The following is a 19606-nucleotide window of genomic DNA, read 5'->3' as shown; positions in this document are numbered from 1 at the left end:
AGGGCGCGCCAACTCCATAGACCCAGATTCGCAATCGATTTTCAAACCACCATCACACTTAGATAGGAGTCCTCATGAACCGCTCAACCCTGGTCGCTAAGTTCATCGCGCCAATTGCCGCAACACTGTTCGCTTCCGCAGCATTTGCACATCCTTCGTTAGTTTCCTCCTCTCCTGCGGATAAGTCGCAGGTTGCTGCACCTGCAACGATTGAGCTGAAGTTCTCGGAAACGCTGGTTCCTCAGTTCTCGGCTGCGAACTTGATCATGACGGGCATGCCCGGGATGCCGAACCACGGTGCAATGAAGGTCAGCGCAAGCGTCTCTGGCGCTAGCGATGGCAAAACCATGGTCATTACTCCTGCGCAAGCACTTCAACCCGGTGCCTATCGCGTGGATTGGCGTGCCGTGTCTTCGGACACACACCCGATCAATGGCAATGTCACATTTCAGGTGAAGTAACCAAATGGCCGAGGATTGGTTCACCATCGTTTTGCGCCTCGCGCTTTATCTGGACATGGCTGCAGCTTTTGGCGTCGCCGTGTTCGGCGTCTATGCCCTTGGCCATGACGAGCGATCCTTGGCAATTGCGCGTCGCTATCGCGTTTGCGTTGGTGTATGTGCAGTAATCGGGATTGGACTGTCAGTGATTGGCATGACAGTCCTTGCCAAGGCCATGTCCGGTGCGCAAACTTACTCCGAGTTGTCAACGCATATCTTCGAGATGCTCATCACCGGCACTCACATGGGCCTTGCTTGGTGCATTCGTATTCTTGCGCTAGCGCTTTGCATCTTGATTGCCCTAGTGAAGTTCAATCCAACGTTTCGCTTCGTTGCCATGTCCGTATCTAGCGGTGTAGCGCTGGCGACACTGGCCTGGGCTGGTCATGGAGCGATGGACGACGGAATGCGTGGATACATCCACCTTGCTTCAGACATCTCCCACCTCTGGGCAGCAGGTGCATGGGTCGGCGCGTTGCTTGCTTTTTTGATCTTAGCCACAAGTAGGGCAAATGCGACACAGGACACTGTCGCCATATTGAGCCGCACATCAAACGGCTTTGCCCATGTCGGAACGCTGATCGTTTTCGTTCTTGCGGCCAGTGGTGTAGTCAACTATGTATTGATCGCAGGGCCTTCGCTTGATCCGCTTGTTTCGACACTCTATGGTCAGTTGCTGCTAGGCAAGCTAGTGCTGGTTCTCGGAATGCTTGCTTTGGCAGCTGCAAATCGGTTCCGGCTTAGTCCAAGTCTGGAGGCATCATTGGGCTCAGGGAATCGCGCGCAAGCAGTCGCTAAGCTACGCCAGAGCCTGTTCATGGAGACAACACTTGCAGTTCTGGTTTTGGCGAGTGTGGCTTGGCTAGGGATTCTTTCCCCAAAAGGAATTTGATCCTCCGAGATCAACCACCGACAGCAGAAGCGGAGCTGCTCTAAGCAGACGTAGACACTGATAGGAAGGGTAAAACGCTTCCGTCGATTCATGCTTGGATGGCGTCCGCGTCATGTAGTCAGACAAAGGCCATCTCAACAAAGAACTATTTCTTAAATTGAGATGGCCACAAGCAGCGAACTCTGATTGCGCTATCTCAGAATAGGTGGATAGAGTTGTTTTTCGAGCAGATTCTGGCTTGACATTCACATGGTGTAAGGGCCAAGAATCGATCCAACATCGTGAAGGGCCATCGGCATGCATCATCATCAGCATCGATCTTCTTCAGAGTCAGTTGAGTTGGAAAACACCATGACTGAGGCTGAGCCTTTGAAGGATCCTGTTTGCGGCATGACTGTCTCTCTACAGTCGCCTCATCAGATAGTTCACGAGGGACGGACCTATCGCTTCTGTAGTGCCGATTGCCAGCAAAAATTTGCTCATGCCCCTGCGCAATTCATATCGAGTAGCGGGCAGGCGGATCACGCAGTAGAGGGCTCAGTCTATGTATGCCCAATGCATCCTGAAGTCCATCAAGATCATCCGGGGCGTTGTCCTAAATGCCAAATGCATTTAGTGCCTGAGGCCCAGTTGCTCAGCTCGCACGAACATGCTCATGTGGCTGCAAGTCATTCAGATCAGAAATCGTTTGATGACTCGGGCGTGGTTCCCGCCGGAGCGATCTATACCTGCCCGATGCATCCGGAGGTCCGGCAAGATCATCCCGGAAACTGCCCTAAATGCGGAATGACTCTGGAGCCACTGATCCCGGTTGGAGAAGAGGACAACAGCGAGTTGCAAGACTTTCAACGGCGATTCTGGTGGACGCTACCACTCACCCTGATTGTTACCACTCTGGCCATGTTCGGACACAAGTTCGGCTGGTTCACTATGCAGACCCAAACATGGGTCGAGTTGACTCTTTCCCTGCCCGTGGTGCTATGGACGGGCTGGCCCTTTTTTGTTCGAGGCTGGCAGTCAATCATCCACCGCAGTCCGAACATGTGGACGTTGATCAGCTTGGGATCGGGAGCCGCCTTTGTCTACAGCCTCGTAGCGACGCTGGCACCTGGTGTGTTTCCCGACTCGTTCGTATCCATGGGCCGTGTAGCTGTTTATTTCGAGGCAGCGGTGGTCATCATTTCTTTGACCATGTTGGGGCAGATCATTGAGCTGAAGGCTCGCTCTCAGACCTCGGCCGCTATCAAATCATTGCTTAGCCTAGCTCCTAAGACGGCAAGGCGTATCAATGCAGATGGCAGTGAGGAAGATGTTCCCCTCAGCCACGTGCATGTCGGAGACCTGCTGCGCGTACGTCCAGGCGAGAAAGTACCCGTGGATGGCATTGTCACGGAAGGTCAAAGCGCCGTTGATGAATCGATGCTCACGGGCGAGCCAATACCTGTGACAAAGCGCGTTGACGACAAACTGATCGGCGCCACACTCAATACGAGTGGAGCTCTGGTCATGAGGTCAGAAAAGGTGGGCACTGCCACCATGCTCTCCCAGATAGTTCAGATGGTTGCATCGGCCCAACGGTCTAAGGCACCGATGCAGCGAATGGCCGACGTAGTGGCTGGAAAGTTCGTTCTGGTTGTCGTGCTAGTTGCTGTAGTGACCTTCTTCGTCTGGGGAATTTTTGGCCCAGAGCCCAGTTGGGTGTTTGGGTTGATCAATGCCGTCGCGGTACTCATCATCGCCTGCCCATGTGCGCTAGGTTTGGCCACACCCATGTCAGTAATGGTGGCCACAGGGCGCGCTGCAGAGCAAGGCGTTTTGTTCCGTGACGCGGGCGCCATAGAAAAAATGCGTGAAGTGGATACGCTCATCGTAGATAAAACGGGCACCCTTACAGAAGGTCGGCCTGCGTTCGATAAAGCGATTCCTACTGCAGATTTCACCGCTGACGAAGTTTTGAGGCTTGCCGCTAGCTTGGATCAGGGTAGCGAGCATCCGCTTGCGGATGCCATCGTCCGAGCTGCACGTGAACAAGGCTTGCAACTCGCTAAACCAGTGGACTTCGATTCCGCCAGCGGTATTGGTGTACGTGGAACCGTTGAGGGGCGGCGCTTGGCATTAGGCAACACCACATTGATGGCTCAAGAAGGCGTTTCTGTATCTTCCTTGCAAGCGGACGGAGAACGCCTGCGAGGAGAGGGCGCAAGCATCATGCATTTAGCGGCTGATGGGAAGTTCGCGGGCATTCTGGCGGTAACAGACCCTATCAAAGCTAGCACTCTGGATGCCATCCAAACGCTTCATGCAAGCGGCTTGCGAATTGTCATGGCGACCGGAGATGGCTTGACTACAGCTAGGGCTGTCGGTGCCAAGCTTGGTATTGATGAAGTACATGGCGAAGTGAAGCCCGCTGACAAGCTTGCTCTCGTGGAGCGATTGCAAAGTGAAGGCCATGTGATTGCCATGGCTGGTGACGGTATCAACGATGCGCCGGCCTTGGCAAAAGCTGATGTAGGTGTAGCCATGGGAACAGGGACCGACGTAGCAATGAACAGCGGTCAGATCACGCTGGTCAAGGGTGATTTGCGTGGCATTGCCCAGTCGCGTGAAATCTCAACTGACACAGTGCGCAACATGCGGCAGAACTTACTATTTGCCTTTATATACAACGGAATTGGTGTGCCGATTGCTGCGGGAGTTCTGTACCCGTTCACTGGGTGGCTTCTTTCGCCAATGATCGCAGCGTTAGCAATGAGCTTAAGTTCAGCATCTGTGATCTTCAACGCGCTGCGGTTGAGTAAGTCGAATCGCCTCAACTGAATTAGCGGCCAGTGTCTACGAAATCACTGATTCGGCCCCTTTCGCCATAAGCTGCATTTATGGAGGGGTCGACTTTGCTCATAGCTCTATACATCAATTCAATAATTGATGTATTATCAACTCATGCAAGAAGCAAAAGTCATTCGCTCACTCTCCGCTCTGGCCCATGAGGCCCGATTGCGCGTATTTCGCGCCCTTGTTGTGGCTGGACCTGAAGGCCTGACACCTAGTGCCTTAGCTGAGCGGCTCGGCATCGCGCCGAACGCGCTGTCCTTTCATTTGAAAGAGCTGTTTCATGCCGACCTGGTCACCCAGGAGCGGCAGGGCCGAAACGTGCTCTATCGCGCGGCCTTTCCCGTGATGAACGATCTGTTGGCATATCTCACCGAGAACTGCTGCCAGGGCGCGGTTTGTACCGATGACGCCGTTGCGTCGTGCGAGTGCTAAGCGTCGCTGCAACCTTTTCCCATCCCTAAGTCCCGCTGCTAAAACCATGTCTGACAACAAAGCTCCCCTGAACGTCCTGTTCCTGTGCACCCACAATTCGGCACGCAGCATCTTGGCTGAGGCCTTGCTCAACGATATGGGCCAAGGCCGTTTTAAAGCCTATTCGGCGGGCAGCAGCCCCCGCGAGAATCAGCAACCCAATCCGCTTGGGCTGCAGGTGCTGCAAAAGGCCGGTGTCTCGGTCGAGGGCTTGCGCAGCAAGAGCTGGGACGAATTTGCTGTGCCTGGTGCGCCGCATATGGATCTGATCATCACCGTATGCGACAACGCGGCTGGTGAAGTGTGTCCGTTTTGGCCTGGTCATCCCGCCACAGCGCATTGGGGCTACCCGGACCCCTCGGAAGGCGAGGCCTCTGACGAAGCAAAGCTGGAAGCCTTCCGGCAGACGATGCACATGATTCGTCGTCGCCTGGAGCTATTGGTGAACCTGCCAGCGCAAAAGCTGGAGCAGGCAGTACTCCAGTCCACGGCGCGTGAACTCTCTTCGCACTAAATCCCGTTACTGCAATTGCGATCCAGATCCAGAGTCTGGATTGCAGCACCAGGCTTCACTGACGCCCGCACGCGGTGGGCGACTGATGCCGACTTATAGCTTTTTCTAGGACCTATACGTCATGTTGACGGCCATCCTGATTTTCATTTTCACCTTGACGCTGGTCATCTGGCAGCCGCGCGGCCTTGGCATTGGCTGGAGCGCCTCTATTGGGGCAGGTATCGCACTGTTGCTGGGAGTCGTGCACTTAGCTGATATTCCAGTGGTCTGGCATATCGTCTGGAATGCCACGGCTACCTTTGTCGCCGTCATCATCATCAGCCTTCTGCTCGATGAGGCCGGTTTCTTCGAGTGGGCTGCATTGCACTTTGCCCGCTGGGGTGGCGGCAGCGGAGTCAAACTGTTTGCCTTCATCGTGCTGCTGGGTGCTGCCGTTTCGGCCCTGTTCGCCAATGACGGAGCCGCCTTGATTCTCACGCCCATCGTGATGGCCATGCTGGTGGCACTGGGCTTCTCTACGGCGGCAACGCTAGCGTTCGTAATGGCCGCCGGGTTTATTGCCGACACTGCGAGCTTGCCGCTGATCGTCTCCAATCTGGTGAATATTGTCTCCGCCGATTTTTTCAAGATCGGCTTCAATGACTACGCATCGGTGATGGTTCCCGTCAATATTGCCTCGGTCCTGGCGAGCTTGGGTGTATTGCTGCTGTTTTTCCGACGCGATATTCCTGCCACTTACGACGTGGCCCAGCTCAAGTCGCCATCGGCTGCAATCAAGGATCTGGCCACCTTCCAGGCTGGCTGGGTCGTGTTGGTCTTGCTGCTGGTCGGCTTCTTCGCGCTGGAGCCCCTGGGCGTCCCTGTCAGCGCCGTGGCCGCCGTGGGGGCTGCGATCTTGCTGGCGGTGGCTGCGCGTGGTCATGTCATCAGCACCAGGAAAGTACTTCATGGTGCTCCGTGGCAGATCGTGGTGTTCTCGCTGGGGATGTATCTGGTGGTCTATGGGCTGCGCAACGCGGGCCTTACGGATTACATCGCCATGTTGCTGAACCAGTTTGCAGCCGGTGGCGTGTGGACCGCTTCACTGGGCACAGGCGTGCTGTCTGCGGTGCTGTCTTCCATCATGAACAACATGCCCACGGTCCTGATCGGAGCCTTGTCCATCGATGCATCCACGGCCACAGGGGCAGTCAAGGAAGCCATGGTGTACGCCAATGTGATTGGCTGCGATCTGGGTCCCAAGATCACGCCGATTGGCAGCCTGGCCACGCTCCTTTGGCTGCATGTGCTCGCCAAGAAAGGCACAACGATTGGCTGGGGCTACTACTTCAAAGTCGGTGCGGTGCTGACCATGCCCGTGCTGCTCATTACCCTCGCAGCGCTGGCTTTGCGGCTCAGCGTGGCGTCATGAACCTTTGCAACGGGAATCTAGCGCTATGAGCGACATCACGATCTACCACAACCCTGCTTGCGGTACCTCCCGCAATGTTCTGGCCCTGATCCGCAACAGCGGGGAAGAGCCCAAGGTCATTGAGTACCTCAAGACACCCCCTGATCGCGCCACCCTGGTGGGCCTGATCCAAGCCATGGGCATGCCCGTGCGCGATGTGTTGCGCCAAAAAGGTACGCCGTATGACGAGCTGGGCCTGGGCGAGCCCAAATGGACGGATGAGCAATTGATTGATTTCATGCTCCAGCACCCCATCCTGATCAATCGTCCGATAGTGGTCACCCCTCTGGGAACCCGCCTGTGCCGTCCCTCGGAGGCCGTGCTGGACATCCTGCCGCAGCCTCAACAGGCCGCATTCTCCAAAGAAGACGGGGAAGCCGTCATTGACTCGAAAGGAAATCGAATTGGCAAGCTCTGATCTACCGAACCTCGACGAACAAGTTTTTGAAAAGCCCAGCCTGGAAGGCCTGTTGCCCGCACAGCGTGCTGAGCACGCGCCGCGCATTCTGCTTCTGTATGGCTCGGTTCGTGACCGCTCCTATAGCCGACTGTTGACCGAAGAGGCGGCGCGCCTGCTGCGCAAGATGGGTGCCGAGACCAGGATCTTCGATCCGCGTGGCCTGCCGCAGCCCGATGGTGCCCCTGACGATCACCCGAAGGTCAAGGAACTGCGTGAGCTGGCTGTATGGTCCGAGGGTATGGTCTGGACGTCTCCTGAGCGTCATGGTGCGATGACCAGCATCCTCAAGGCGCAGATAGACTGGATTCCTTTGTCCGCTGGTGCCGTGCGACCGACGCAAGGCAAGACACTGGCGGTGATGCAAGTCTCGGGGGGCTCGCAGTCCTTCAATGCGGTCAACCAGATGCGTGTGCTGGGTCGCTGGATGCGCATGATCACCATCCCGAATCAGTCGTCCGTTGCCAAGGCATTCGCGGAGTTCGATGAGGCTGGCCGGATGAAGCCCTCTTCGTATTACGAACGGGTGGTGGACGTGATGGAAGAGCTGGTCAAGTTCACGCTGTTGACGCGAGACTGTTCGGACTACCTGGTGGATCGCTACAGCGAGCGCCGTGAAAGCGCTGAAGAACTGTCTAAACGGGTCAATCAACGCAGCATTTAAACAATACAGATGGCACTGAACCGCACGCAAGTCACAGTCATGCTCGGGATTGCCCAGACCCTGTCCTGGGCCTCGTCGTACTACTTGCTTGCGGTGCTGGCCACGCCAATCAGTCAGTCGACAAGCACCTCGTACTCTCTGGTGTTCGGCGCGTTCTCGGCAGCCTTGCTTGTGGCTGCAGCGGTAGGACCCATCGCGGGCCGGTTGATTGATCGCTTTGGCGGAAGGTCGGTGCTTCTCGCCAGCAATCTGGTTTTTGCCTGTGGCTTGCTGATGTTGAGCCAGGCCACGCAGACAATGCATATCTTCGTGGCGTGGGCGTTCATGGGTGTAGCGATGGGCAGCGGCCTCTACGAAGCCGCATTTGCCAGTGTTGTGCACCTGTATGGCCAGGATGCGCGCCCAGCCATTACCGGAATCACGCTTTTTGCGGGCTTTGCCAGCACCGTGGGCTGGCCGCTTTCCAGCTATCTGGAAGGCCTGTACGACTGGCGCGCCGTATGCATGTTCTGGGCCGCCTTGCATCTGCTGCTGGGCCTTCCGCTCAATGCCTTGTTATCGCGTGCCAAGCCCAACCCGAGGGAAGTGTTCGAAGAACAAAAGCCGCCTGGAGCCGTGCCTGAGGGCGCAAGCAACGCAGGCATCAGTCTTAAGCGCACTGCCTATCTGATGGCCTACGTTTTCGCGGCATCCTGGTTCATCAGCACTGCCATGGCTTCCCACCTGCCTCAGATTCTTCAGGCCAGCGGTGCAACTTTGGCTGCTTCGATTGCTGCTGCTGCATTGGTCGGGCCTGCCCAGGTGGCGGGTAGGGTGTTGGAGTACAGCTTTCTCAAGAAGGCACACCCACTGCTTTCTGCTCGCTTGGCCATCCTTGCCCATCCGCTGGCCGCTGTCTGTCTGGGCCTTGCCGGTGCACCTGCAGCCAGCATTTTTGCCATCCTGCATGGTCTGGGTAACGGCATCTTGACGATTGCCATAGGCACGCTGCCACTCAAGGTGTTTGGCTCTCAAGGATATGGCCAGCGTCAAGGCTGGCTCATGGTGCCTGCACGCATCGTGCAAGCCGGGTCACCGTTTCTTTTCGGACTGGCTGTCGCAAACTGGGGCAGCCAGGCTCTGTGGCTGTCTTCTCTGCTGGCGATCAGTGCATTTGCGGCTCTGTGGTCCATGCGTGTGAGTCCACAGCAATAAAGGCAAAAGGAGGTCAACAATGTCATTTCACGATGTGATCATCGTCGGAGCTGGTCAAGCAGGCCTATCGGTGGCGTACTTCCTGCGTCGCTCCAATCTGTCGGTGCTGCTGCTGGATGCCGAGGAAGCCGGAGGCGGGGCCTGGCAGCATGGATGGGACTCGCTGAGGCTTTTTTCTCCCGCTTCCTGGAGTTCCATCGCGGGATGGCCAATGTCTGCTTCGGGTGAGCAATATCCAAGTCGTGACCATGTGGTTGACTATCTTCGCAAGTACGAAGCACGCTACGAACTCAAGATCGAGAGGCCGGTATGCGTCACAGGCATTGAACCTACTGAGCAAGGCTTCCAGGTCAATGCCGGAGTGAGAAGCTGGCATTCGCGTGCCGTTGTATTTGCCACGGGAACATGGCGAAATCCATTTGTCCCCAACGTTGAGGGTTTGATGTCCTTCAAGGGGCAACAGTTGCACTCAGCTCAGTACGCATCTCCTGAGCCGTTCACAGGCAAGAGGGTGATGGTGGTCGGCGGAGGAAACTCCGGCGCACAGATCCTGGCGGAGGTCTCGCTTGTTGCGCAGTCCACGACCTGGGTCACGCTGGAGCCTCCAGCCTTTTTACCGGACGAGGTCGATGGGCGCGTACTCTTCGAGAGGGCCACTGCGCGCTGGCAGGCCCTGCAGGAGGGTAAAGATCCAGAGAACCTGCCAGGTGGCTTTGGCGATATCGTGATGGTTCCCCCTGTCCTTGAAGCACGCCAGCGCGGCGTGCTGCATTCTGTCGGCTCATTTGAGAAGCTCACGGCGGACGGGGCTCAATGGGGCGACGGAAGTACCAAGCCCTTCGACGCGATCATCTGGTGTACCGGCTTCAGGCCTGCGTTGCAGCCTCTGGAGACTCTTGGCGTTGTCAACGAATCCAGAGTCGCGGTAGACGGCACCCAGGTGCGTGGCGTCTCAGGTTTATGGCTGGTGGGCTACGGAGAGTGGACCGGGCCGGCGTCGGCCACGCTCATTGGTGTCATGCGTACAGCACGTAGCACCGCCGAGGAAGTTGAGCAGTACCTCTCGTAGAGGGTTGTTTGTCCATGCTCTCTGGGGACATACTCGGGTGGGGGCAACCTTTACATGTGCAAACCTATACACATATGATTGCCACTATGTCCTCCGTAGTTTCAATTCGTACTCAGGCGATTGAGGCCGCAATTGCCTCGCTAGACAGCAACTTTTTTCGTGCGTTGTGTGAACCTGCACGAGTCGCTGTGCTCAAGCGTGTCATGCAATTGGGCAGAGCGGATGTGACCGCGATTGCAGCTGACCTTCCTCAAGAGCGATCCGTTGTGTCTCGCCACCTGCAAGTCTTGCTGGATGCACGGATCGTGCGAGCCACCAAAGTTGGTCGCCAAATGTTCTATGAGGTGGATGGTCCAGCCATCATTGCGCGCCTAGAAGGCATTCTTAAACATACTCAAGGCATAGCGGCACACTGCTGTCCCGCCACCTCACTGTAGACCGTGTCCATTTTTTTTCAATGAAATGTGTATATGTGCGCACAAATGAACAGTTTGAGTAAGAGGCACGATGTAATCGTCGTTGGTGGAGGCCAAGCAGGACTGGCCTGCGGCTGGCACGTGAAGCAGCGGGGCTTGGACTTCACAATACTGGACGAGCAGCATAAACCTGGGGGGAACTGGCGCCACTACTACGACAGTCTCACACTGTTTTCCCCTGCTTCGTACTCGTCTCTTCCTGGAATGCCTTTTCCTGGGGCACCCTCAGCGTACCCTCGACGCGACGAAGTAGTGAAGTACTTGGAGCAATACAGCAAGCATTTCGAACTGCCTGTGCAGCCGAACATTCGCATCGTGCGTGTGTACCGGGACAGCGGTGGATTTCGACTTCTCTCGGAAAATGGAACGGAGTTTTCTTCGAGAGCAATTGTTGTGGCGACTGGGGCATTTAGTCGCCCCTTCATTCCCAACATTGCCGGTCTCCACAACTTTGAGGGAACGAAGATTCACAGTTCGTCCTATCGAAATGTGAAGCCTTTTCTAGGGCAGAGGGTGGTAGTCGTTGGAGCCGCAAACTCTGCACTACAAATCGCCTACGAACTTGCGCAAGTAGCCAAAGTAACACTGGCCACACGCGAAAGCGTTCGGTTCTTTCCACAACGGATTTTGGGAGTCGACTTTCATTCTTGGCTCAAATGGACGGGCCTAGAAAGAACACGCTGGCTCAATGATCAAAGTACACCGGTGCTCGATGACGGCACTTACCGAAATGCACTTAAGTCTGGTCTGTTTGCTCACACATCTATGTTTGAGCGAGTAACGTCCAGCGGCGTAGTCTGGCCAGGTGGAGCAGAAGATCAAATTGACGGCATCATCTTCGCAACAGGTTTTCGTCCAAATCTCAAACCGTTTGAGCCACTGGACATCCTGGATTCACAGCAAGGCGTCAAGCAACATCAAGGGGTTTCTACTTCGAACCCAGGCATCTTCTTCGTGGGCTTGCCGAAGCAGCGAAACTTCGCTTCAGCAACGCTCCGCGGTGTTGGTCCTGATTCTGAGCAAATCATGGACTCCCTACACAAGTATCTCAATATCTAAGGCACCATCGGGCTCTACCAAACACCGACCCTATGTAGAGTCGTCCCAGCAATGCTCAAAGAGCGATCATCACTTGTACGTCTAGGTGCCAAGTTCTCCAACGACATGTGAATGGCTGTGGCCGGTGGTTCGCCGCCAACTTATGAGCAATGTGCAATCGACTAAAAATGTGAATCCTCAGTTGAGCGTCCGCTTTTCATACGTATGAACGACCGCTGCGGGTCGATTGCTGCCGGTGGTCAGTACAAGCAGGCCGGTCATCACGTCTCGGAATGATGGTCAATTAAGGCCAGCGCCCGCAAACTCGCCGCGCCAACTGTCAACACTGTTTGACGGGCAGAAATCTACCGTTTATTCTCCTGCACGTGAACGCCCTTGGGCACACATAGACGACTGAGCTTTTGAGAGTCGTCAACCGATCCCCCAAGGATCGGTCAAAGCATTACCTCGCAACCCGGATGGGGATCATCGCCCCATCCAGACCTTGCGGTCAGGTGTGGCTGTGCTCCGTCCAAACATTGGAAATTTGGAGTCATCATGCAGCAACAACAAGCACCTGCTCAACGTGAGTTTTTCAACCTGCACGCTAACGGCATTGGGTATTTGCACCGTGTTCGTTGGGTAACGCCCGCTGGTCGTGGTCGTAAGGCTGAACCGTTTCTCGCTTGCGCCATCAGTGCGCTGCGTGGGGCAACGGATTCTCCCGACTACACATACTTCGATCTGCGCGTGTCCTCTGCCGAGGCCATTGACCTGATCGATAGTCTGCAAAAGGAAGTTGATGAGCGCCGCAAGGTGCTGATCTCTTTCCGTATTGCTGACCTCTACGCTCACTCTTACGAGCGAGATGCGCGAGATCAAGGCGGACGCCCCACCGGGCAGAAGGAACTGGCCGGTCTCATCAAGGGCCGTCTTATTCTGGTTAACTCCGTTAAGGTCGACGGTCAGCTCGTGTATCAACGTGCCGAGTCGAATGCGGATGCTGCTCAGTCGGGCAGTCAACCGCATGGCGATGAGGCGTTTCACGATGAACGTGCTGGCAACTCTGAACAGGGTGGCCAAAATGAGCAAGCGCATGGACCTGCAGCGCAGGAACGTGCACCGGCTCAAGCTCCACGTCAGCAACCTCAGTATCGTGCTCCTGTTCCGCAGGGCCGTACACCTTCGGCGCCTGCGCGCCAGCCAGCTCGCTCAGGCGGGTACGGCATTACGCCTGGCCATCAAAGGCAAGGCGGATATGCTGATCGACGCGAACATGATTACGCGTAATCAGCAGTAGCCACCCACCCCTGAATTGCGAAAGCAATTCAGGGCGTGATTTGTGGCCCGAATACCCTGGAATTGCGCTATGCTCTCAGCCTTTCCAAGTGTTTGCCGGTATCACTCAAACCGGATGCTAGGCAACTAGCGAAGCAGGTGAGCCTCTGAAACTTGCGCGCCCTACGGGCCGAGGCACTTATAGACCGTACACACTTCACTCGTTGACGCACACCTCGAACCGGTGTGTTCTGTCTCATTCCCAAAGGATCGGAAGTCCTTTGGCAATTCCAAACAGCACTCCACAGGCATATGCGTGTGGAGTGTTTTTCTTTCACCCACGCGGGCCTGGCCCCGCGTTGGACTGGTGCTCCGCAATCTGATGGAGCAAAAGCTTGATAAAGCTCGAAAACGTGACGTTGCGTGTCAAACAAATTCGAGGGGGCCGCTACGGCGATTTCTGCGTCGGGGAGCTATTCCACGAGTGCTGCGAACTCAAGGTCAAGGATTCACTCCTGGATCAGTTTGAAGAAGGCGAGTATCACGGTACTGTGTGGATCAGCCGAATCTTCCTGCATCAGTACATTGCGTTTGGAAAAGCCGTCACTGAGATGAGAGCAACGCTGCATGACATGCAGCTCGATAGCGCCTCTGACGCTCCTGTCGAGACCGAATTGGCCGAGCCCGACCCACTGCTTGAATCGCCATCCCTGACGTCTCAAACGCCTGTGTGGTCCGCTCCGCTGCCCGCGCCGAGTACCGAGTCGAAGACCGAGGGGTCCACGCGGTTGGGCGAACAGATGCGAGAGCGCATTGAGAGAATAAAGCGTAACCCTGGGCAACCAACCCAAGCAATTGCACAAGCGTCCTCAGTCGAAGATGTAGGTCAGGTCGATACGCCCGATCTTCCTGAAGTGCTCCGAGAATACTGGGATCAGATCCGCGGTCTTCAACCAGTGAAGCTCGATCCCACTGTCGATCGCTCGATGTTGCGAGAGCAGACCAAGGCCATCGGCCAACTGGGCTCCTATAAATTTGTGTTCCAAGATCAAACTTGGCATCCAAAGTAAAGCCCATCGCCCGCATCAGCGGGCTGATCCATATGCGTGAACGCGCGTATATGGATCAGCCTACTGCCTGGTAGCCAGGCAGCGGGAAGGTGGAAATAGGGTGGCTGCGACCTGATGCGCAGCGGCTTTGCGATAGTGCGTGTCCGGTGAAAGCCAAGCCGGCCTCGTGACCGCGCCGTTCCTTGGCTGTCTGAGCCCGTTGTGACAGCCGGCCAGCCTATAGGCGGCCTGGGTACTGTAATCTGGCAATGCCGGGAGCCCGATGGGTTCCCAGAGTGTCTGCAGCAATTGCGGATCTTCTGGGAAACCATCTGACCATCAATATGGTTTCGCGCACTTTGAGCCCTTGAAAAGTGCTGGCAGCAATGCCCTGGGCATCATTTTTCTATAACCCTCGCGGGCACAACTGTCCGCAAGGGCCGGCGTGCCCGCTCCTTATCGGGAGGAGTCTCCATGGGCACACCTTCCAGCCTTAAGCTCATTGCCTGGTCTGAGGACCAGCGCATGCAAATGCATGACGCCTATCGCAAGTTCGTGGCGATGTGTACCGAGCAGGACTACGAAGCACTGATGCGACTGCGCGAGCAGGTTGCACCAGGGCAGGTTTGTTCGATCGTGACGCTGATCAGTTCGTGCTATCAAAAGCCGGAGCTGCTTGACGGCATGCCGTCGAGCTTGGTTCAACTATTGAAAGAGCGGAATTTGCCGCCGCCGTCTGCTGACGCATCCTCTTTCTAAGAATAGGTAGCGCATCACGCGCATCCATTTCCTCGAAAAGATGCACTAGGTCCAGAGGCTCCTCATGACGAGGAGTCCCTGTTATTACTCTCAACTGGGGACGCTTTTCAGTCATCTGGAAAGTGTCTCACGTTTTCAACCTCTCTCAACCCCGGATGGGCCGTGTCCCATTCGGGCGCGCTCGTCCTTTTCCCCCATCAACAGGAGAAAAGACATGACGCAAATCGTTCAATCGCAAGCAACTACTGGTGTGACTTTCGGCGTTCTCGCTGCTCAATGTGGCGAGGTTCTGCCGATGCAGGTTCTGCGTAGTGGAGGCGGCTTCTACCTCGGTACTTGTACCGAGCGTGGCCCGTTCACTCGTGAATCTCTGGAGACTTGGAATACCCAAGCCAAGGCTGAAAAGGCCTGGGCGAAGGGTCACTGGTCCCAGAAGGACCACCTTTAAACCCGTGCCAGTCCCTGAGAAATCAGGGCTGGCATTTTCTTTCCCTATGGGGCTTTGGCCCCTATGGGCTGGAGTTCCCTGAGCCTAGTTTGGAGGACTCTATGTCCATTAGTGCAAATGAAGCTGCGTTCAAAGAGCTTCTCCTGTGGACTCAGAATGAGCCCGCGCATCGCTATGAGATCTACGACACGCGTATGGAGGTCACCTACCGGCTCTATATCGCGAAGGACGCTATTGCGAAGGCAACTGAGTTGAGCTCGACAGCCTTCCAGTGTCGTCTCATGGACCGCACCGTGGAGCAGATCCGGTATGTCAATGGCATATGGATGCATGAAGGCGGCAGCATGCTGTCGACCGTGCAGAGGCTGTTCGATCATGAGGCGCTCTTTCATATCATGCGTCGCCTAGAGATGCGTGCTGAGATTGACGAGCTGCAGTCGCCAGACGTAGAAGAAGTGATGGCGCTTGCCGATACCGTGGCATTTCGCCGCATTCAAGACTTACCCGCTCAGCAGTCTGCAGCGTCCGTCATCGCGGTGCATGCACGCTCTAACCCTCTCTACCGAGAAGCCTTGAAGCGCGCGTTGCCGCGCCTCGACATTTACGGAAAGGTTCAAGAGCTTACCGGCGTTGGCCTTGATCCAGACGAGATCCCGTTCTAAGCGGTACTGAAGTACCACCTCTTTAACCAAGCCAGCTCTCCACAAGGAGACTGGCTTTTCCATTTCTGGAGCCGCCCATGGCCTTAATGTTCTCGCGCCTGGCGCACAACTATGTCAAAAACGGCTACTACCCCACGGACGAGGAATCCATACGCCGGATCTCAAACCTGCTGCAGATGCCCGAGAAGGGGGGCATACGCATGTTTGACCCTTGCTGCGGCGAGGGCAGCGCGCTCGCCGATTTACGGCAGCTACTGACCGTCGATCGAGGGCGAATCGGCGGTGCCGAGGCCTTCGGCATCGAGCTCGACCGTGACAGAGCGCGTCATGCAAAGGGAATCCTCGACCGTGTGATTCATTCGGACGTGCACGATGTCGTGCTCAAGCCGAGAAGCATGGGCCTGCTGTTTCTAAATCCGCCTTATGGCTTCGGCGTAGCCGATCAATCAGCCCAGCGCTCGCTGTTAGCGGAGGCTGATAAGGCCGAGCGCCTGGAGCGAACCTTTCTTCGCAAAACTGTGCCATATCTCGCCTACGGCGGAGTGCTTGTCTACATCATTCCGCACTACGCGCTCGACGACGAAATACGCAGCTACCTGGTGCGCAACTTTGAGGATCTGCGGATCTTCATGGCGCCAGTGCAGCAGTTTCGACAATGCATAGTGATTGGCAAGCGCTGCCGGGCAACCCATGCCACCAAGGCGGCCCTGCAGCCACTGACTGAGGCCCAAGCCTCGGAAGAGGGCGCCCCTGTCATTCCAGACTCCTGGGAGTTGGAGCCATATGTCATTCCTGCGCTGCAGGTCGATCAGGAGTTCGACTTCCACGCTGTGCAGATCGATGCCGAGCAGCTCGGCGACGAGCTGGACAAGTATGAATCGAGTCTGCTTTGGAGCGGGCTTTCATCGCAGTTCAGCCAGGTCGGCGGCGCTTGTCGACCGCCGTTGCGCGATCTGACGCCATGGCACCTTGCGCTTGCCCTTGCGGCTGGCCAGGTGGTCGGAATGATCCACGGCGCCGGCGGCAGAACTCTCCTGATAAAGGGGGATACCTACAAACGCAAGGAGCGCAAGGTGTCCGTTGACTTTGACGAGAAAGGTCAAGCATCGCAGACCACGGTGATGCTGGACCGGTTCGTCCCCGTCATCAATGCCATCGAGTTCACCCCCGACCACCGGCTGGGTCGGATCGTCGCCATCGCATAGCTTTTCTTTAACCACTGCTGGCCTCGGCCGGCGAACCGCAACCCCCTGGGGACACTTTCCCAGGGAAGGTTGTCCTCGTTCATTCACTTGATTGGAGATGACCTTGAGAAATGCTGTGAAGCCAGCACAACCATCGCAGCGCTATGACACACCGCTGTTTCGACCGGGCCGATGCGTAGCAACGCTGGGCCTAGACAACCTAATTTGCCAGGGGACCATCAATCCCCACGAGCTCCTGCAGCGGCACATCTGTGGCGATCCAGGCGAGCTGGCCAACACGAAGTTGGTCATGTTTGCGCGTGACTTGGAAGCGGCGCGTGGCCAGCGACTATCTGCATTTCTTGTCAACAGCGAGTATGTATGGGTCGTGACAAGTGCTGACTGGTCGGTGACAAAGCTGATGCTTTCATGCGAATGGAGCGCTGAAGCACGCGCAGCGTAGTTCCTTACTGGAAGCACGCTGTAAATCTAACCACCCTTGGGGGCACTAGCCTCTAGGGCCGGTGGTCCCCGATTTTTTTAACGAGGACCATCATGCAAAAACAACCACCTACTACGGCGGCAGCTCCACTTTTTCAGTTGGGCCGCTGTGTGGCCACAGTTGGAGCCGACGATCTACTTCGTCGTCTCGCCCTCAATCCGTACGACTTGCTCTCTAGGCATGTGCGCGGGGATTGGGGGGACTTAGACGAGTCAGATAAGTCATTGAATCGACGGGCGCTTTTAGACAGAAGCCGTCTCATGTCTTCCTACTCGGTAGGCGATAAGAAGGTATGGGTCATAACCGACGCAGATTGGGCGGTCACGACCATTTTGCTGCCCTCGGAATATTGATGGCGAGCTCGATGAATACCTTCCAGCTGCTTGAACACATCCTCAGCCTCCATCTGCAGGGGCTGACGACGCAGGACGAGCTCATGCTCGAAGCGCTTGCAGAGTTGCCCTCCAAGATCCCCCACATCCTGGATGCGCTCAACAAGGCATGTGATGCATCAGCCAGTCTTGAGAACGTCATGCTTCATCTCGGGGAGCGCATGACGGAATCGGACCGGACGTTTCGCAACCTGGTTGCCCTCGATCTGTCACTGGCGCTTGGCCTGCTTGCTTCCAGCAGCAAGCCATGCATCAGTGATGGATTCTGATAGGACCCATTAAACCCACGAGAACCGGCTACAGCCGGTTTTCCCCAGCCTACCCATAGAGGTGAGCTGCGGAAAACCGTTTGACCTGTCAGAAACGGTTTTAAGGCGCGCTGAGCCATGAAGGCGCACCAGGTCGAGAGACCTTGGCATTTCTTCAACCACCCTTGCGGGCCTGTCCCGCAGGGGAGGGGCTCGCTCTATCCACTTGAACCAGGAGCGATCCATGAATACATCTTTTTCTAACAACATCCGTGATGGCCACCGTGGGAACACCGAGATTGATCTCGGCGACCGGCGCGTGCTCACCGTCTCAACACGTAAGTTGAATAGCTCCCTCGTCACATCGGCCTCTGTGTCATTGGTGGAGGGAGGTTTCAAGCGCTTTGTCATGGGCTTTGGCGGCGATGGCGATTTCAGCAAGACGCTCGTGGCTTCAAAGCCTAAGCGTGTGACTGAGAAGGTTGTCCGCGAACAGCATACGCAGGCGCTGACCCAGATCGAGGACCTCAAACTGCAGGTCGAGATGCACTACGACGCCTTGGAGAAACGCAAGGCGGCTGCCCATGCATGAGCTGGAGGAAGCAGCGCGGGATGTCGTTGACTCCTGGGAGTCGGGCGACCTTGCCGGTGCTGTCACGCAGCTCGGCAGGCTTCTCAACAACCAGGATCTGAATCGCGCTGAGTGCGCCGATGCAATCGCCCGTGCCAGGGAGATCCACGCCAATGACCAATGCGTCATCGATCCCTTGCCGCTGGTAGCGCCGGCGGAAGACGGTACCTACGTCGCCGCCTGGCTCTGGATACCGAATCCATAGTCTTTCATCCACCCACACGGGGCACGCCCCTTGTGGGCTGCTCCATAAAAGGAGCATTTCATGCAAAGAGCGCTTCACCGTATAGAGGGTTTCGCGGATCTATGGGCCGACGCTTGCCTGCGGAACGATGAGGGCGAGCTCATGTTTCTCTCGTTCTATGGGCGCGATGCTTCTGCCATGCAGTTCATCGCGGCTATGGAGCTGGGCAGGACTGAGCACGGAATCACGGATTTCACGTTGGTGAGCCCTGAAGGAACGCGTAACCATGTCCAGGTTGGATCTGCGGAGCGCCTGGGAAAGTTCACCGGCCGTCTACCGCGTCAGAACCTCTTTGGATCTTTGAACCATCTGTTCGTCTACGACAAACGCTTACAGGAGATCGACAAGCCCAACCGCATTGGCTGGGTGGTGTCCAATGTCGACGCCGGCATCGAGGAGAAGGTGTGGGCTCTGGTGAAAACCTTGGCTCCCATTGCGCTGCTCGATCACTGGCAAGGACCCTTGATTGCCTGGTGTCGAGAGAAGGGCGCTGTCCACGAGCTCGGGGGTGGCCTCTATCCGCGCATCGGAAATCTTCACGCGCTGCGTGTAAGTATTTCTGATCACTTCATTCGGCATGTAAGTGAGGGCGTTCGCAACCGCGTTCTCCTTCCTTAACTCCATCAAGGCCTCGCCAGAGGCCTTTCTCACC

The 19606-nt window shown here is 56.3% G+C and carries 22 protein-coding genes; all 22 read left to right on the top strand.

Going from position 1 to position 19606, the window contains the following annotated elements:
- The first annotated feature begins 74 nt into the window (after positions 1 to 74).
- Complete coding sequence (gene copC, locus FSY59_RS17235) at positions 75 to 461, top strand: copper homeostasis periplasmic binding protein CopC (protein ID WP_019042272.1); 387 nt, start codon at positions 75 to 77, stop codon at positions 459 to 461.
- A 4-nt stretch (positions 462 to 465) separates the two neighbouring features.
- Positions 466 to 1392: a copper homeostasis membrane protein CopD gene (gene copD, locus FSY59_RS17230; protein ID WP_019042273.1), complete on the top strand. Its 927-nt coding sequence runs from the start codon at positions 466 to 468 to the stop codon at positions 1390 to 1392.
- 351 nt (positions 1393 to 1743) lie between these two features.
- The gene (locus FSY59_RS17225) at positions 1744 to 4209 is read left to right on the top strand and encodes a heavy metal translocating P-type ATPase (protein WP_019042274.1); all 2466 of its coding nucleotides are present in this window, start codon (positions 1744 to 1746) and stop codon (positions 4207 to 4209) included.
- 123 nt (positions 4210 to 4332) lie between these two features.
- Entirely contained in the window at positions 4333 to 4656 is a 324-nt protein-coding gene (locus FSY59_RS17220) for a helix-turn-helix transcriptional regulator (RefSeq protein ID WP_029158336.1), read from the top strand.
- A gap of 46 nt (positions 4657 to 4702) precedes the next feature.
- Complete coding sequence (locus FSY59_RS17215; RefSeq protein WP_019042276.1) at positions 4703 to 5209, top strand: arsenate reductase ArsC; 507 nt, start codon at positions 4703 to 4705, stop codon at positions 5207 to 5209.
- 121 nt (positions 5210 to 5330) lie between these two features.
- Positions 5331 to 6620: an arsenic transporter gene (locus tag FSY59_RS17210; RefSeq protein ID WP_019042277.1), complete on the top strand. Its 1290-nt coding sequence runs from the start codon at positions 5331 to 5333 to the stop codon at positions 6618 to 6620.
- A gap of 25 nt (positions 6621 to 6645) precedes the next feature.
- Positions 6646 to 7077 (top strand): arsenate reductase (glutaredoxin), encoded by a 432-nt coding sequence (gene arsC, locus FSY59_RS17205; RefSeq protein WP_019042278.1) that lies wholly within the window; start codon positions 6646 to 6648, stop codon positions 7075 to 7077.
- The gene (arsH, locus tag FSY59_RS17200) at positions 7064 to 7780 is read left to right on the top strand and encodes an arsenical resistance protein ArsH (RefSeq protein ID WP_019042279.1); all 717 of its coding nucleotides are present in this window, start codon (positions 7064 to 7066) and stop codon (positions 7778 to 7780) included. The genes arsC and arsH overlap by 14 nt, the downstream gene beginning before the upstream one ends.
- Positions 7781 to 7789: 9 nt before the next feature.
- On the top strand, positions 7790 to 8974 hold the full coding sequence (locus tag FSY59_RS17195) for an MFS transporter (protein WP_148729386.1): 1185 nt from the start codon (positions 7790 to 7792) through the stop codon (positions 8972 to 8974).
- 19 nt (positions 8975 to 8993) lie between these two features.
- A complete protein-coding gene (locus FSY59_RS17190; protein ID WP_019042281.1) occupies positions 8994 to 10043 on the top strand; it encodes an ArsO family NAD(P)H-dependent flavin-containing monooxygenase in 1050 nt (349 codons plus the stop codon).
- 86 nt (positions 10044 to 10129) lie between these two features.
- Entirely contained in the window at positions 10130 to 10480 is a 351-nt protein-coding gene (locus FSY59_RS17185) for a helix-turn-helix transcriptional regulator (protein WP_034359702.1), read from the top strand.
- Between the two features lie 33 nt (positions 10481 to 10513).
- Positions 10514 to 11578 (top strand): NAD(P)-binding domain-containing protein, encoded by a 1065-nt coding sequence (locus tag FSY59_RS17180; RefSeq protein WP_222864299.1) that lies wholly within the window; start codon positions 10514 to 10516, stop codon positions 11576 to 11578.
- 537 nt (positions 11579 to 12115) lie between these two features.
- A complete protein-coding gene (locus FSY59_RS17175) occupies positions 12116 to 12847 on the top strand; it encodes a DUF3577 domain-containing protein (RefSeq protein ID WP_080731525.1) in 732 nt (243 codons plus the stop codon).
- 383 nt (positions 12848 to 13230) lie between these two features.
- On the top strand, positions 13231 to 13905 hold the full coding sequence (locus tag FSY59_RS17170) for a DUF3275 family protein (RefSeq protein WP_019042162.1): 675 nt from the start codon (positions 13231 to 13233) through the stop codon (positions 13903 to 13905).
- A 453-nt stretch (positions 13906 to 14358) separates the two neighbouring features.
- Positions 14359 to 14643: a hypothetical protein gene (locus tag FSY59_RS17165; RefSeq protein ID WP_003054979.1), complete on the top strand. Its 285-nt coding sequence runs from the start codon at positions 14359 to 14361 to the stop codon at positions 14641 to 14643.
- 214 nt (positions 14644 to 14857) lie between these two features.
- A complete protein-coding gene (locus tag FSY59_RS17160; RefSeq protein WP_019042161.1) occupies positions 14858 to 15091 on the top strand; it encodes a hypothetical protein in 234 nt (77 codons plus the stop codon).
- A gap of 101 nt (positions 15092 to 15192) precedes the next feature.
- On the top strand, positions 15193 to 15753 hold the full coding sequence (locus FSY59_RS17155; protein ID WP_019042160.1) for a hypothetical protein: 561 nt from the start codon (positions 15193 to 15195) through the stop codon (positions 15751 to 15753).
- A gap of 77 nt (positions 15754 to 15830) precedes the next feature.
- The gene (locus FSY59_RS17150) at positions 15831 to 16958 is read left to right on the top strand and encodes a DUF6094 domain-containing protein (RefSeq protein WP_019042159.1); all 1128 of its coding nucleotides are present in this window, start codon (positions 15831 to 15833) and stop codon (positions 16956 to 16958) included.
- Between the two features lie 845 nt (positions 16959 to 17803).
- Positions 17804 to 18100 carry a hypothetical protein gene (locus tag FSY59_RS17140; RefSeq protein WP_230629851.1) on the top strand — a complete coding sequence of 99 codons (297 nt, stop codon included), beginning with the start codon at positions 17804 to 17806 and terminating at the stop codon, positions 18098 to 18100.
- Positions 18101 to 18323: 223 nt separating this feature from the next.
- Complete coding sequence (locus FSY59_RS17135; protein ID WP_029158312.1) at positions 18324 to 18671, top strand: hypothetical protein; 348 nt, start codon at positions 18324 to 18326, stop codon at positions 18669 to 18671.
- Positions 18664 to 18915: a hypothetical protein gene (locus FSY59_RS17130; RefSeq protein ID WP_019042155.1), complete on the top strand. Its 252-nt coding sequence runs from the start codon at positions 18664 to 18666 to the stop codon at positions 18913 to 18915. The genes FSY59_RS17135 and FSY59_RS17130 overlap by 8 nt, the downstream gene beginning before the upstream one ends.
- Before the next feature lie 141 nt (positions 18916 to 19056).
- Positions 19057 to 19572, top strand: a complete 516-nt coding sequence (locus FSY59_RS17125) for a hypothetical protein (RefSeq protein WP_231879660.1) — start codon at positions 19057 to 19059, stop codon at positions 19570 to 19572.
- Positions 19573 to 19606: the final 34 nt, after the last annotated feature.

The sequence above is a fragment of the Comamonas sp. Z3 genome (assembly GCF_008121565.1).
In the GTDB taxonomy this organism is placed as follows: Bacteria; Pseudomonadota; Gammaproteobacteria; order Burkholderiales; family Burkholderiaceae_C; genus Comamonas; species Comamonas brasiliensis.
This window is presented reverse-complemented; position numbering and strand designations above follow the sequence as displayed.

Bases quoted from the DNA above. Each gene is read 5' to 3' on its own strand.
- copC (WP_019042272.1), top strand. From the start codon at position 75: ATGAACCGCTCAACCCTGGTCGCTAAGTTCATCGCGCCAATTGCCGCA.
- copD (WP_019042273.1), top strand. From the start codon at position 466: ATGGCCGAGGATTGGTTCACCATCGTTTTGCGCCTCGCGCTTTATCTG.
- FSY59_RS17225 (WP_019042274.1), top strand. From the start codon at position 1,744: ATGACTGAGGCTGAGCCTTTGAAGGATCCTGTTTGCGGCATGACTGTC.
- FSY59_RS17220 (WP_029158336.1), top strand. From the start codon at position 4,333: ATGCAAGAAGCAAAAGTCATTCGCTCACTCTCCGCTCTGGCCCATGAG.
- FSY59_RS17215 (WP_019042276.1), top strand. From the start codon at position 4,703: ATGTCTGACAACAAAGCTCCCCTGAACGTCCTGTTCCTGTGCACCCAC.
- FSY59_RS17210 (WP_019042277.1), top strand. From the start codon at position 5,331: ATGTTGACGGCCATCCTGATTTTCATTTTCACCTTGACGCTGGTCATC.
- arsC (WP_019042278.1), top strand. From the start codon at position 6,646: ATGAGCGACATCACGATCTACCACAACCCTGCTTGCGGTACCTCCCGC.
- FSY59_RS17195 (WP_148729386.1), top strand. From the start codon at position 7,790: ATGGCACTGAACCGCACGCAAGTCACAGTCATGCTCGGGATTGCCCAG.
- FSY59_RS17190 (WP_019042281.1), top strand. From the start codon at position 8,994: ATGTCATTTCACGATGTGATCATCGTCGGAGCTGGTCAAGCAGGCCTA.
- FSY59_RS17185 (WP_034359702.1), top strand. From the start codon at position 10,130: ATGTCCTCCGTAGTTTCAATTCGTACTCAGGCGATTGAGGCCGCAATT.
- FSY59_RS17180 (WP_222864299.1), top strand. From the start codon at position 10,514: ATGTGCGCACAAATGAACAGTTTGAGTAAGAGGCACGATGTAATCGTC.
- FSY59_RS17175 (WP_080731525.1), top strand. From the start codon at position 12,116: ATGCAGCAACAACAAGCACCTGCTCAACGTGAGTTTTTCAACCTGCAC.
- FSY59_RS17165 (WP_003054979.1), top strand. From the start codon at position 14,359: ATGGGCACACCTTCCAGCCTTAAGCTCATTGCCTGGTCTGAGGACCAG.
- FSY59_RS17160 (WP_019042161.1), top strand. From the start codon at position 14,858: ATGACGCAAATCGTTCAATCGCAAGCAACTACTGGTGTGACTTTCGGC.
- FSY59_RS17155 (WP_019042160.1), top strand. From the start codon at position 15,193: ATGTCCATTAGTGCAAATGAAGCTGCGTTCAAAGAGCTTCTCCTGTGG.
- FSY59_RS17150 (WP_019042159.1), top strand. From the start codon at position 15,831: ATGGCCTTAATGTTCTCGCGCCTGGCGCACAACTATGTCAAAAACGGC.
- FSY59_RS17140 (WP_230629851.1), top strand. From the start codon at position 17,804: ATGAATACCTTCCAGCTGCTTGAACACATCCTCAGCCTCCATCTGCAG.
- FSY59_RS17135 (WP_029158312.1), top strand. From the start codon at position 18,324: ATGAATACATCTTTTTCTAACAACATCCGTGATGGCCACCGTGGGAAC.
- FSY59_RS17130 (WP_019042155.1), top strand. From the start codon at position 18,664: ATGCATGAGCTGGAGGAAGCAGCGCGGGATGTCGTTGACTCCTGGGAG.
- FSY59_RS17125 (WP_231879660.1), top strand. From the start codon at position 19,057: ATGTTTCTCTCGTTCTATGGGCGCGATGCTTCTGCCATGCAGTTCATC.